This window comes from Gilliamella sp. W8136, assembly GCF_016101285.1.
Classification (GTDB): Bacteria; Pseudomonadota; Gammaproteobacteria; order Enterobacterales; family Orbaceae; genus Gilliamella; species Gilliamella apicola_N.
In genome coordinates, this window is record NZ_JACFQU010000018.1 from 58,616 (window position 1) to 72,109 (window position 13,494).

The following is a 13,494-nucleotide window of genomic DNA, read 5'->3' on the forward strand; positions in this document are numbered from 1 at the left end:
TACTTTATAAGTTTTAATATGTTTTATGGTGTATGGATGAGAGTAAATAATATCTTTTTAACTTTTGTAATTGCTTCAATCTCTTTGCCGGTATTGGCGGATAACGATGAATTAGAAACAATAACTGTGACAGCAAGTCGGCAAAAAAAAGCTAAATTAACCATTCCAGAAACTGTCGATATCATAAGTAGAAAGACCATTGATGATCATCAAATGACAACAATGGAAGATTTAGTCCGTTATCTTCCCGGTATTTCGGTAAATAGACAAACATCAGGGACCGATCCTTATGGTAATTTGGGTGGAATCAGAATTAGAGGGATGGCTGGAAATCGGGTGCAATTACAGGTTGATGGTGCAAGAGTAATCGAAGGTTTGCAAGACGGTAATCGTAATTTTATCGATTTATCGACAATTAAAACTGTTGAAATCGTGCGGGGACCGGGTTCAGTTTTATGGGGAGCGGATGCATTAGGTGGAGTTGTTGCATTCAAAACATTAGATCCTAATGATTTATTGAAAGGTAAAGCTTATGCAGTACAAATTAAAGGTGCTTATGATAGCTTAAATAAGCAGAATACAAAAACAGGTATGCTAGCATTAGAATTAATGCCAAATTTAGAAGCACTTATCAGTTTTAGTCGACGTGACTATCAAGAAACAAAGCTAAAAAAAGCTAAAGCGAATGGGGGGATATGGGGATGTCCTCGAGGCGAAAACGCAATTAGATGTAATAAACTCAATCCGTTAGATGCAAAAGCTGAAAATATGTTGTCAAAACTGGTTTATCATAATGATAATCGTGAGACAAAATTAACTTTTGAAAATTTCCGCTCTAATTCTTTTGTTCAACAGTTATACGATTATGGTTTACAATCTTCTGGTACTTTTAATGGTGATTATAGAAGAACTCAAATACAGACAAGAAAGCGTTATGCTATAGAAGACTCATGGTCACCCGCTTTGCCTTTTATCGATCAAATCAAAACAATGATCTCTTATTCTCCTCAAGAACGTTATCTAAAATCTCGTCGTGATCAAATCGATAGAAAGCGTAATCCAATCTATACCTATACCACAAATGATTATAAAGAGAAATTTTGGCAAGTTGATTTACAATTCAATTCAAACTTGGATTTTTTGAATGTTGATCATGATTTAGTGTATGGATTTCAAGGTGATATTACCCACAGCGATTACCGTAATAAAAGTACAAAAAATGGTATAACTACCATTGGAGGTGGATTCAATTTTGCTAATTCTAAAACTCAGCGAGCAGATATTTATTTGCAAGATGAGTTTCATATATTTACGGAACGTTTAAAAGTTAAACCTGGTTTACGTTATGCTACTTATAAAATTAAACCTGATATTGATAGTTATTATGCTGTTATTAAAGGAAAAGAACCTCGTAAATTAACTTCTCATCGCTTGATTCCTCAATTAGGAACTTTATTCAACCTTACAGATCAATATTCAATTTATGCCCGTTATGCTGAAGGCTTTAAAATGCCAACAGCTCAACAGTTATATACTTCTTTGCCATCGGTATCGATGAATTTGATCCCTAATCCTAATTTAAAACCAGAAAAAGTTAAATCCTACGAAGCAGGATTAAGGGGCGATTATACCAATGGTTGGTTTAGCTTTGGTGCCTTTAAAGCTGACTATAGTAATTATATTAAAAACTTTATTCGTGTTGGCCCTAAAGATTATACATATAAAAATTTATCAAGAGTAAATCTTTGGGGATTGGAATCATCGGCTGAGTGGCGGTTTTCAAATAACTGGACTTTAAATACTTCCGCATCTTATCAACATGGTAAAAAACAGGAAACACCTGGTGAAAAGAAGTCATATTTTAATGAAGCAATGCCTTTACAAGGCACTATTGGTCTTAAATGGCATCATCCAGAATACAATTTTGATACTGAAATAGTTGGAACGTTCTCTAAAGCTGTGACACGTGTGTCAAAAGATAGTTCATCTAACGATGAAGTATTCAAACCTAAAGGATATGCTATTTATGATGCGTATCTTAATTGGCATCCTAGTAAAAATATTACTTTTAGGGCATCAGTCTTAAATATTTTCGATCGACGTTACTTTAAGTGGCCAATGTTTAGTACATATTATAAAAATCCACAAGATAATGTAAAAGTAACCAATCCGATTGAGCTACAAACAGCACCGGGAAGAACTTTCACTGTTGATGTGGTAGTAAATTTTTAAAAGATCGTCTGAATATAGCAAAGCCACCGTTTCTGATTAAAAAGCAGAGTAGGAGGTTTTTAACAATAGTTATTTATTGAGAGTAAAAGTTTTGCAAACATTAAGAAATATTTTTTTGCTTATAAAACTCTGCACCAAAACTAAGCAAGGTAAATGGGGATTTTGTTACGCTTTCATTGTGATAAGTTTAAAAATTGTTTTAATCAAAATTAGTTTGGAGATGATTGGTTGGAATAAAAATTTCTACAATGCACTGGAAAAATATAATTTACAAGAAGTAGTGAATCAAATTGGCGTTTTTATTTTATTAACAATCCTAGGTGCCATTACTTTTTTAATGTCAGATTATTTAAGAAAAATGACCGTTATTATATGGCGTAAAGTACTTAATGATACGATCTTAGATCATTGGATAAATAATAAAACCTATTGGTTTTTGAATAATAAACAAGGTGAAATAGATAATCCTGAACAACGCATTGCTGAAGATTGTCAGTTGTTTGTTGATAAATTAACCAATGAGGGGTTTTCTTTTATCACTCAACTCATCGGTCTGGTTACGTATTTTATATTGCTATGGCAAATTACAGATAACTTCGTTTTATCGTTTAATCTATTGGGTTTTGATATTAGTCTTTCACACTATATGGTTTGGTTAGCACCAATATATGTCATTATCTGTTCTTACCTGACCCATTGGCTTGGTAATCCTTTGAAATCTTTATTAATTCAACAACAACATAAAGAAGCGGATTACCGTTTTGCTTTAACTCGATTTAGAGAATCAAAAGAACCGATAGCCTTATTAAATGGAGAAAAAGTTGAAAGAGAGATATTCGATCAGCATTTTAGTGACATCATGACAAATTGGTATCAGTTAATTAAACGACAGTTATTTTTAGGTTGTTTTACTCGACCTTATAATCTTACTGTTTTACAAATACCCACTTTTTTTGCTTTACCTATTTACCTAATTGGCAAAGTTAGCCTTGGATCATTAATGCAAATTAGTAAGACATTTAGTAATGTGGTGGTTAATTTATCGTGGTTTATTTTCAATTATAATAATTTAGCTGAGCTGACTGCCTGTAGCCACCGTTTATGTCAGTTTATTAATCGTGCAAGATTGATAGCTGATATGCATAACCAACAAAGGCAATTTGAAAAAGATACCGATACTTTATTAATAAATAATCTAATTATAAAAAATCCAAGTGGTAAAGTTTTGCTTAAAGTACCCGAACTGCGATTAAATAAAGGGGAGTCTATCATCTTGTCAGGAGTGTCAGGAATAGGTAAATCGACCTTGTTTAAATTATTATCAGGAATTTATCCCTACTATGAAGGTTATATTGAGTTACCAAAAGCTAATAAACTCTTTTTATCACAAAATCCTTATTTTCCTATGGGAGGATTAGCTCATGCAGTGGCTTATCCTAACCCTTTATTAGAAAAGGATCTAGACAGTATTAAACAAATTTTAACAGAGGTAGGTTTTTTAGCTCAAGATATTGAAAAAAAATTACTAGATTACGATTTAAATAGACTATCTGGAGGTGAAAAACAGCGTTTAGTGATAGCGCGGATTTTATTGCATAAACCTGATTGGATATTTATGGATGAGACAACAAATGCATTAGATAAACATTCTGAACATCAATTACTAAAATTGTTACAAACTAACTTAACAAATAGTAGTTTTATTATAATTTCTCATTCGGATATATCGTCTTATTTCAAACAATGCAATCAATTAATATTATAAAAAAAGAAATAACAGATTAAGTAAAAAAATAAAAGTTAAATTAAATAAGGAGTTTTTATGGCAGAATCCAAAACTAATAACGTTCAAGATACATTAGATAGCTTACATGAATCCGTGTTAACAGTCATACTATCGACTATAAATAAAGATGGAGGGGTTGAAACCAGTTATTCACCTTATTTCTTTGATGGAAGTGATTATTATGTTCTTATTTCTGATTTAGCACCACATAGTCAAAATATGAAAATCAATCCTCAAATTTCTTTTATTATTATTGATGATGAATCTAAGACAAAAAATATTTATGCTCGTAGACGTCTGAGTTCTCAAGCAACAGCTGAAATTGTTGATAAAAATTCACCAACTTTTGAGAAAGTAATCGATCAGCTTGCTAAACGGGTGAGCAAGATGGTTTATATGCTTTGTGAGATGAATGATTTTAACTTATTCAAAATTACACCAACATCAGGACGCATTGTTATTGGTTTTGGTAAAACCTATCTTATTGATCACAAGAATAAAATTGTCACACCTGTCGATGAAGATTATGTTGCTAACCAAAAAAAGCAAAGTGATAGTTAAACTATAATGAAATTTTAAATCAATAGAGTAGGTGAATTATCAACTCTATTGACTCTTATTATTTTCGAAAAAATTGCCCTCTACAGATTATTATGTTTTTATTTAAATATAAAATATATGTTTATCTGATAATTTTTAATTAACAGCTCTATTATGAATATAATAGTGAAGTTTATCTTTAAAGATGAATAAATATTAATTTATTGATTGCATATTATAAAAATAGCCCATGATAGGCTGTAATTTATGTTAATATGGCAAAAATCAATCTCAATTAAGGAAACGCAAAATTATGATACCTGATGTTTCTAAAGCACTTAGCTGGTTAGAAAAACATTATACAATTTTACAAGGCATTCAACGCGGTGTTGAGCGAGAAACTTTGCGTATTTTACCTGATGGTTCCTTATCAAAAACACCTTTTCCAGCTAATATAGGCTCGGCGCTCACTCACCCTTGGATCACAACCGATTTTGCTGAATCACTACTTGAATTCATTACGCCAGTTAATACCAATATTGATTATATGTTAACATTTTTACGTGACTTGCATCATTATGCTAGTGTTAATATTGGCGATGAATTGATGTGGCCTTTAAGTATGCCATGTTTTGTCGCAAACGAAGATGACATTATTTTGGCACAATATGGATCATCAAATGAAGGGCGTTTCAAAACGGTGTATCGTGAAGGTTTAAAAAACCGTTATGGCGCAATGATGCAAACTATTTCAGGGGTTCATTATAATTTTTCATTGCCAATGGCATTTTGGCAAGCTAGAGATGGTGTAAAAAATACTGAAGAAGGTAGAGCCGTTATTTCTGAAGGCTATTTTACTTTAATCCGTAACTATTATCGCTTTGGGTGGGTTATTCCTTATTTATTCGGCGCCTCTCCATCTATATGTTCTTCATTTATTCAAAACCCAGAAAAAGCGAAAGCTTTTATTGAACAAACAAACGGAAATTGTTATTTACCTTATGCAACGTCATTAAGACTAAGTGATATTGGCTACACAAATGATGCACAAAAGCAGTTAGGTATAACATTTAATCATTTAGATACTTATGTTGAAGGTCTTAAACGAGCCACACATACCAAGTCACCACAATTTAGTAAATTGGGTGTCAAAGTAAATGGCCATTATCGTCAATTGAATGATAATGTATTACAGATTGAAAATGAGTTTTATGCACCTATTCGCCCTAAACGGGTACCAAGATCTGGGGAATCGCCATCTGATGCACTTATGCGTGGCGGTATTGAGTATATTGAAGTTCGAGCGTTGGATATCAATCCTTTTTCACCTATTGGTATTACCGAAGAACAAATTCGTTTTATTGATCTTTTCTTAATTTGGTGTGCATTAGCTCCTGCACCAGAAATGAGTAGTGAAGAACTTGAGTGTTCTAAAGTAAATTGGAATCGAGTAATCATGGAAGGGCGTAAGCCTGGTTTGGAAATAGGCATGGGCTGTGATAGTTATCGGGAACCATTATCTAAAGTTGGGCATAATTTGTTTAAAGATTTGCTTAGAGTCGCCGATGTTTTGGATCATAATGACGAGCATCGACAATATCGAAAGGTTTGTGAAAAGTTAGACGTGATGTTTGACCAACCTGAATTAACTTTATCTGCTAGAACGCTTGAAGCTATTAGCGATTTAGGCACTTCTAAATTTGGTTTAGTACTTGCATCTCAATATAAAAAACAACTCTTAGCAGAACCTTTAGCAATATTGACTGATAGCGATTTTGTTCAACAACGTATTTTGTCTATTGAAAAACAAAAGAAAAAAGAGCAAAGTGATACCTTATCCTTTGATGAGTATGTAAAACAAAAAACCAATATTTAAAATGTTCAGAAAACGCAATTATACATTAAGATATAAGAAAAATAGCGATGTAGAATTGATATTACCTAACCATCATATAGTGGTAAAGCAACCACTCATTGATCAAGAATATTTTTCAATTTTAGTTTGGAATATTTTTAAGCAAAAGAGGGCGGAATGTATCAATATTTTAGAGCTTTATGCGGATAAAGCTAAACTAATTTTATTACAAGAAGCCCAAACTACACCTCAATTATTAAATTTTATTTCACGACACAATAAAATAGCAGATCATGTTCCAGCATATTGTTTGAAAGATATTTATGCCGGTGTTATGACTATAACCGATAGTTTACCAACAGATCTTTTGTCTTTTAGAGAAATAGAGCCACTAATTCGGGTTCCCAAATCAGCGTTAATAACTATCTATCCTATTAAAAATTCATTACAACAATTATTGGTAGCAAACATTCATGCTGTTAATTTTAGTATTGGAATTAAGGTTTATCGCCAACAAATCCATATTTTACTAAAACGTATTAAAGAACATCATGGTCCGGTAATATTAGCAGGGGATTTTAATGCATGGAGTAAACAGCGCTTAGATTTATTATTTTATTTAGTGAGTTCAATTGGACTTAAACCCGTAAATTTCAGCGTTGATATTAGAAAAACATTTATGGGAAGACCTTTAGACTTTGTTTTTTATCGAGGATTACAGCTTGATGCAGCGCAAATAATTAGTACAACTGCATCAGATCATAATCCTCTTTATGTAAGTTTTAAATTGGATTTGCATTCACAAGGTTAATTGTTAGAACATCACCCTCTTTAATTCTCTGATTTTTTAAGTTATTCCATAACAACAGATCAGTAATTTTTACTCGATAATTTTGCGCAATACTATAGAGATTATCACCCGCTTTCACTTGATAGGTGATTTGGGTATTGTTACTATTATTCTCCACAATTGAGCTGATCTTTTGATGATTTAGATCATTATGTTGTACTTCCGATGATTTTACTTCAAATGGCATCGGAGCATGTGGAACATCTTGCAAAAGCTCAGTTATTTCATTTGCTACAAGATTTTCTGCTTGTAATTTTTGGAATAAACTTTTGGCATAAGCATGTGGAATAAGCAAATGGAAAGGACCATTTACGGTTTGCTGTACATACCCCGCATTATAGGTCGTTAACTCATTGAGTGACAATCCTGTATATTGAGCAATTTTAGCCAATGAAATGTTTTTCGTTATATCAATTCTGACCAATGAATTTTCATAATTACAATCAGGTAATTTAACACCATATCGAGTATTATTTTTTACAATATCCACGATTGCCAAAATTTTAGGAACATAATGCATTGTTTCATTAGGTAATTCTAAAGACCAATAGTCAGTGGATAAACCTTTAGCATGGTTTTTCTCCATTGCTCTTCTAACGCGCCCTTCACCAGCATTATATGCGGCAAGCGTTAATAACCAATCGCCATTAAAGCGTTCGTTTAAATTTTGTAATAATGTAATGGCTGAATTTGTTGATGCAATTAAATCACGGCGAGCATCAAAATAATTACTCTGTTTTAATCCATACTCTTTTGCTGTTATGGGTACAAATTGCCATAAACCCGCCGCTTGAGCAGATGATGTTGCTAATGGATCATAAGCACTTTCAATTAAAGGAACTAAAGCTAACTCAACAGGTAAATTATTTTTACGTAATTGATTAACTATATAATAAACATAAGGCTCCGAACGTAATGCGATTGTTTCAAATCCTTGGGGATCACGTAATAATATTTCTCTTTCAGCTTTAATGCGACTATTATCGGGAACATTAGCATTAATCTGATTGTTTATATACTGCCATGGATTCTGCGTGATAGATACATAATTACTATTACTGACAGTTTGTCTATTACTAACAACGGTATTTTTTGAGTACTTTATTCTAACAACTGCATTATGGCGTGGCCCACTATACTGCTGACATGCACCTAAAAAAGAGCATAACACTGTAAATATTAATAATTTTTTCATTAGACAGACTAAGTTCTATATTGTTTAAGATTACTATTATACCTAAAAATTATCTTTTAGGCTCCTAAAAAAAGCAAACAGCTCTAATTCATCGTTAAAATTGAATTTATCTTGTAAAGATTTTTCTTCGCATCGTAAAAATAAATTAATTTGTTTTTCTTCATTTAAAATAGAAGGTAAAGTCACTGATTTATTATGGATACTATCAAAATATTTGTTTATTTCTTTGTCACCTGGAACCATATTTTTAGCAAAATTTAAATTTGCTAAAGTATATTCGTGTCCAGCACAAACAAGAGTATCATCAGGCAACTGTTTTAATTTTTTAAGCGAACTTAACATTTGTTGATAAGTTCCTTCAAAAATTCTTCCACATCCAGCAGAAAACAATGTATCACCAGAAAACAGATAAGGATGACAATAATAAGCTAAATGTCCCAAAGTATGTCCAGGTAAATGGAACACCTCAAAATTGAAATCACCAATACTCACTTCATGTTGATTAGTTAGATAGGTAATTGGTAAATTAATCTCACTTGGACCATAAATGATTATATTAGGATATTTGGTTTTTAGCCCGCTAACACCTCCAACGTGGTCTATATGGTGATGAGTAAGTAAAATTGCAAGTGGTAATAGTTTATGTTGATTAAGATAATTAATGACCACTTGTGCATCACCAGGATCGACTATGATGACCTGATTATGTGAATTTTCTAATAACCATATATAGTTATCTTTTAATGCGGGAATGACATGTAAGTGAAACATTTATTATTGACTCCGTTAATGTTACTTATTGCAATTTATTAAAAATTTACACTTATTATCGATACTCTATCAAAATAGATTCAGTTCACTATCGTCATTATTTGCATTTTCAGATAATGATTGTTCAAATACAACATCGGATAAGCTTGGTGCTTGAGCCATGGATTTTGCAATTACATCACAACGTTCATTTTCAATATGTCCAGCATGACCTTTTACCCAAATCCATTCAATTTCATGCGTTTGAACCAATTTATCTAAACGCATCCATAAATCCACATTTTTAACAGGTTTTTTATTGGATGTTTTCCATCCATTTCTTTTCCATCCATATATCCAATTGGTAATCCCGTTGCGGACATATTGACTATCTGAATAGAGTTTTATCTTGCAAGTTTGTTTTAATTGCTCTAAGGCAACAATAGCGGCTAATAATTCCATGCGATTGTTTGTTGTTTTAAAATAACCTTGAGATAAGATTTTTTCGTTTTGCTTATATTTTAATATTGCGGCATATCCTCCAGGACCAGGATTACCAAGGCAAGAACCATCTGTGTATATTTCAATTTGTTTTAACATTTTATTAATCTTTTTTAAAAATCAAATAACATTTTGAATGTGAGTTTGATATAAAATAGTAAAATATTTGTACTAATTTGATTAAATTGTTTACTTCAATTTTCGCAGATATCAACATCAAAGAATTTTAGTGCTAGACTATACCATTATTTTGTTTTTCCCAACATTTATTAATACATAAAAAGAGAATAATGTGATAACTAATTGTACTCGCCAAATCGTATTAGATACGGAAACCACCGGTATGAATCAAGAGGGCAATAATCATTATGAAGGTCATAAGATTATTGAAATTGGTGCTGTTGAAGTGGTTAACCGTCGATTAACTGGCAACCATTTTCATGTCTATATTAATCCTGAACGCCTAATTGATGAAGAGGCTTTTAGAGTTCATGGCATAAGTGATGAATTCGTTAAAGATAAACCGATTTTCAAAAATATTGCTCATGATTTTATTAAATTCATTGATGGTGCAGAGCTAGTGATTCATAACGCTTCATTTGACGTCGGATTTATGGATTATGAATTCCGGCTTTGTTGTCTAGATTTTAAAACTTCTGAGCATTGTATCGTAACCGATACTTTAGCTATGGCAAGACGAATGTTTCCCGGTAAACGTAATAATTTAGATGTTCTTTGTGAACGCTATCAGATAGATAATTCTCATCGAACTCTTCATGGAGCTTTACTTGATGCCGAGATTTTAGCTGAAGTTTATTTAGCTATGACTGGCGGGCAAACAACTCTAGCTTTCAGTTCGGATGAACATCTTTCAACTTCAACAGAGGGAAGTGTTATCAAAAGAATAGAACGTACTGGTAATCCGTTAAAGATTATAAAGGCAACGGAACATGAGCTATCTGAACATGAATCAATCCTAAAAAAAATTGAAAAGAAAAGTGGTGAAGCCATGTGGAAATTACATTAATGATGTTTTTATATTCAATTGAACAATGATTTTAAAAATATGATTGACGAACAAGAAAATAATCTTTAATATCACGCCTACTTTAATGTTGTTCATTAAAGGAATCTAAAAAGCGGAGCGGTAGTTCAGTTGGTTAGAATACCTGCCTGTCACGCAGGGGGTCGCGGGTTCGAGCCCCGTCCGTTCCGCCAATTATTATAGAAATTCATTCAATTAGAGCGCTCCACGAAAGCGCTTTTTTTATTGTAAAATTCTTAGTGTCAAATTGCTGTCATTATTCAGATAATCCATTTAGACCATCCCAAATCAAAGCCATGATGACAAATAAGCATACTGTCTAACAGTATCAGTTTTTCTTTAAACACCTAAGTTCTGCAACGGGTGAGGGTGAATTCTATTCATAAAATGCCTAGGCTTAATCTGTTTTGAATTCTAACGCTATAGATAACTTACATAAATTTCTAACGTCAGGTATTGTTGTATCCGATTCCATTAAGAAATTGCAACAATTTATCTAAGTTAATATTTTAATCATCTTCTTTTATTGACTTAAGATATCTAATATTGTGTATTAAAGAAAACTGAAATTAAGTAATAAAACACATACTTAAAAACTTTACTTGATTATTATAAATATCCAAAAAATTGACACTATAATAGTCAGTTCTGCTGTTGTTTATTAATGGTAAGAAATAATCCCAGAAAAAACACCTATTAATTATAAGAGTTCAAAAATGGGGAATTAAAAGGTGAAAATAACGATGGGTTTCTCAATTCTATGTTTTATATATTTTATGATAATACTTTTGGTCGTAATAATATAAATCTATATCGACTTTCAATATATAAACACTATAGTTTATGTTTTATAGTGTGAATAAATTTGGTCTATGTTTTAAAATCATTAATTAGCATATTACCTAATTATTGCGGTAATATCCTAGTTCTAAAATAGGAGAAAATGATAATAAAATTGACTTCTCTATAGATTAATACGATATGAGTATATTCGAACTATCCATAGATCATATTAAAATTAATGAAATATAACGCATTTTAATATCTACTAGCCATACATAATTATATTACTGATGTTTGTAGTCAGCACAATAGGGATGATGTAGCTAACAAAAGCATTTTTCAAAAAAAACATCAGCTGTGTTATATTAAATTGATGTTAATTAAACAGTAAATTTACTTAGAGCTAAATTTTTTAATGTTAAAAAAAATTTTATTTATATTATTGGGAAGTGTTTCTTTTATATTAGGAACCGTTGGTATTTTTGTGCCAGTTTTACCTACTGTACCTTTTTATTTATTAACAGCTTATCTTTGGCTGAATAGTTCTGATCGCCTTTATTCTTATTTTACTAAAAGTAAATATTATCAAATTTACATTCAAAAAATGTTGATTGAGAAAAAAGCTTCAAAAGCAAGTTTATTGAAAATGCTTTTGATGGTATTTATTGTATTACTCATACCTTTTATTATCTTTAATTCATTACATGTTAGAATTATTCTTGTTATTGTTTTTTTTGCACATCTTATATTCGGTTATATTTATTTCAATAAAAATAAATAAAAATAATATTGTTATGAATAAAATTAAGTTAAGTTAAGTTAAAAAGTTAAAGGGCATACAAGTTACCCTGTAACTTTTTAGAGTATCCATTTATTGTTGTTTTAAACTCTTTTTGATTTCTATTGCAAGCAAAGGATTCCACATAGCGCCCGTCGCACTCATTACTGCGTTAGCGCCAGCTTTTATAAATTCCTGATAATGTTCACTTGAGCTTACGCCGCCAACGCCAATAATTGCAAAGTTTAATTCCATTTGTTGACGATATTTAGCTAGACGAGTCACCATATCCAAACCTGCCCAACGAATAGCATCACCACAGACTCCACCTTCTTTTCTATTTTCTCCTAATGCTGGATGGCCATTTGCATCTACAGGTTTAGCCGAAAGGGTATTAATAGTACTTAAACCATCAATAATTGAGCCGACTCGTTTTAATAACGACACAATTCTTTCATCATCAGGAAAATAAGCTAATTTTAAAATAAGAGGGCGATCAGGCACGGCTGTTTTTATTTCATTAACAATACGCTCCACTTTATCGGTATCAAAACAAAGTAGTTTACTTGCACCTTCGTTAGGACAACTCAGATTGGCTTCTAGAATGGGGGCATCAGTTTCTCTAACTAATTTTGCTGCTAAAGCATAGTCTTTTTCAATTGCACCATTGCCTTGCGTTCCTTGAAAGCTACCAATTACACATTGACCATGACCCGCTGCTTTAACTGCCTCAGCCATATCTGGTTGCCAAACGTCAGGTGCAAAAGAAGGAACGCCAAAGGAGTTAGTAATTGATAATGGCTGATTATAATTGGTGTCGGCTAAAACTGTATCAAGGTTACTGGTTAATTTACCATTAGGATGTACGGACAAAACATTTGGTAAAGGGTGACATTTATGCATTTTTGTTCTAACTGTTTTGTACACACATAAATCAAATCCATATACAAAAGCTGCTTTAATATAATTTGCATTTAATAATGGACCGGCAGGCATTCCAAACGGTAAGTTCACATCAACATTTAAAAATTTAGTAGGCAGAGTTGTTACTTGTTCTGCCTTATCTAATTGACTGAAAAGTCCAAAAGGCCCTTGAGCATAATTATCTTCATAACTAATACTTGGATTATAAAAAGGGATCAAAGGTTTCATGCTTGCTCCTGTTTTGGTGTACTTATA

Annotated in this window: 11 protein-coding genes and 1 tRNA gene; 8 read left to right on the plus strand and 4 right to left on the minus strand. The window is 31.9% G+C overall.

Annotated features, from left to right (window positions below; all coding sequences use genetic code 11):
• Nucleotides 1–36 precede the first annotated feature (36 nt).
• The 5 genes from H3T96_RS12485 (at nucleotide 37) to H3T96_RS12505 (ending at nucleotide 7,224) form a co-directional block, all read left to right on the plus strand.
• Nucleotides 37–2,232, plus strand: coding sequence for a TonB-dependent hemoglobin/transferrin/lactoferrin family receptor (locus H3T96_RS12485; RefSeq protein WP_186279282.1), 2,196 nt, complete (start codon nucleotides 37–39; stop codon nucleotides 2,230–2,232).
• 115 nt (nucleotides 2,233–2,347) lie between these two features.
• A complete protein-coding gene (locus H3T96_RS12490) occupies nucleotides 2,348–3,997 on the plus strand; it encodes an ABC transporter ATP-binding protein/permease (RefSeq protein WP_186279281.1) in 1,650 nt (549 codons plus the stop codon).
• Nucleotides 3,998–4,054: 57 nt separating this feature from the next.
• A complete protein-coding gene (locus tag H3T96_RS12495) occupies nucleotides 4,055–4,579 on the plus strand; it encodes a HugZ family protein (protein WP_086327764.1) in 525 nt (174 codons plus the stop codon).
• Nucleotides 4,580–4,871: 292 nt separating this feature from the next.
• Complete coding sequence (gene gshA / locus H3T96_RS12500; protein WP_144092943.1) at nucleotides 4,872–6,434, plus strand: glutamate--cysteine ligase; 1,563 nt, start codon at nucleotides 4,872–4,874, stop codon at nucleotides 6,432–6,434.
• A 1-nt stretch (nucleotide 6,435) separates the two neighbouring features.
• Complete coding sequence (locus H3T96_RS12505; RefSeq protein WP_144092941.1) at nucleotides 6,436–7,224, plus strand: endonuclease/exonuclease/phosphatase family protein; 789 nt, start codon at nucleotides 6,436–6,438, stop codon at nucleotides 7,222–7,224.
• On the opposite strand, the gene H3T96_RS12510 is transcribed toward H3T96_RS12505, so the two are convergent.
• The 3 genes from H3T96_RS12510 to rnhA form a co-directional block, all read right to left on the minus strand.
• A complete protein-coding gene (locus tag H3T96_RS12510; RefSeq protein ID WP_086327037.1) occupies nucleotides 7,196–8,458 on the minus strand; it encodes a transglycosylase SLT domain-containing protein in 1,263 nt (420 codons plus the stop codon). The genes H3T96_RS12505 and H3T96_RS12510 overlap by 29 nt on opposite strands.
• 42 nt (nucleotides 8,459–8,500) lie before the next feature.
• Nucleotides 8,501–9,229 (minus strand): hydroxyacylglutathione hydrolase, encoded by a 729-nt coding sequence (gloB, locus tag H3T96_RS12515; RefSeq protein WP_144092939.1) that lies wholly within the window; start codon nucleotides 9,227–9,229, stop codon nucleotides 8,501–8,503.
• Between the two features lie 69 nt (nucleotides 9,230–9,298).
• Nucleotides 9,299–9,808 (minus strand): ribonuclease HI, encoded by a 510-nt coding sequence (rnhA, locus tag H3T96_RS12520; protein ID WP_144092938.1) that lies wholly within the window; start codon nucleotides 9,806–9,808, stop codon nucleotides 9,299–9,301.
• A gap of 193 nt (nucleotides 9,809–10,001) precedes the next feature.
• Here rnhA and dnaQ point away from each other — a divergent pair, with 193 nt between their 5' ends.
• The 3 genes from dnaQ to H3T96_RS12535 all read left to right on the plus strand — a co-directional run bounded on the left by dnaQ (nucleotide 10,002) and on the right by H3T96_RS12535 (nucleotide 12,318).
• Nucleotides 10,002–10,736, plus strand: coding sequence for a DNA polymerase III subunit epsilon (dnaQ, locus tag H3T96_RS12525; protein ID WP_144092936.1), 735 nt, complete (start codon nucleotides 10,002–10,004; stop codon nucleotides 10,734–10,736).
• 114 nt (nucleotides 10,737–10,850) lie between these two features.
• A tRNA-Asp gene (locus H3T96_RS12530) sits at nucleotides 10,851–10,927 on the plus strand.
• Between the two features lie 1,025 nt (nucleotides 10,928–11,952).
• The gene (locus H3T96_RS12535) at nucleotides 11,953–12,318 is read left to right on the plus strand and encodes a YbaN family protein (RefSeq protein ID WP_144092934.1); all 366 of its coding nucleotides are present in this window, start codon (nucleotides 11,953–11,955) and stop codon (nucleotides 12,316–12,318) included.
• Nucleotides 12,319–12,408: 90 nt separating this feature from the next.
• On the opposite strand, the gene H3T96_RS12540 is transcribed toward H3T96_RS12535, so the two are convergent.
• Nucleotides 12,409–13,467, minus strand: a complete 1,059-nt coding sequence (locus tag H3T96_RS12540) for a dihydroorotate oxidase (RefSeq protein ID WP_144092932.1) — start codon at nucleotides 13,465–13,467, stop codon at nucleotides 12,409–12,411.
• Nucleotides 13,468–13,494 lie beyond the last annotated feature (27 nt).

Excerpts from the sequence above, each read along its gene's own strand:
- H3T96_RS12485 (WP_186279282.1), top strand. The coding sequence starts at position 37 with ATGAGAGTAAATAATATCTTTTTAACTTTTGTAATTGCTTCAATCTCT.
- H3T96_RS12495 (WP_086327764.1), top strand. The coding sequence starts at position 4,055 with ATGGCAGAATCCAAAACTAATAACGTTCAAGATACATTAGATAGCTTA.
- gshA (WP_144092943.1), top strand. The coding sequence starts at position 4,872 with ATGATACCTGATGTTTCTAAAGCACTTAGCTGGTTAGAAAAACATTAT.
- H3T96_RS12505 (WP_144092941.1), top strand. The coding sequence starts at position 6,436 with ATGTTCAGAAAACGCAATTATACATTAAGATATAAGAAAAATAGCGAT.
- H3T96_RS12510 (WP_086327037.1), bottom strand. The coding sequence starts at position 8,458 with ATGAAAAAATTATTAATATTTACAGTGTTATGCTCTTTTTTAGGTGCA.
- gloB (WP_144092939.1), bottom strand. The coding sequence starts at position 9,229 with ATGTTTCACTTACATGTCATTCCCGCATTAAAAGATAACTATATATGG.
- rnhA (WP_144092938.1), bottom strand. The coding sequence starts at position 9,808 with ATGTTAAAACAAATTGAAATATACACAGATGGTTCTTGCCTTGGTAAT.
- H3T96_RS12535 (WP_144092934.1), top strand. The coding sequence starts at position 11,953 with ATGTTAAAAAAAATTTTATTTATATTATTGGGAAGTGTTTCTTTTATA.
- H3T96_RS12540 (WP_144092932.1), bottom strand. The coding sequence starts at position 13,467 with ATGAAACCTTTGATCCCTTTTTATAATCCAAGTATTAGTTATGAAGAT.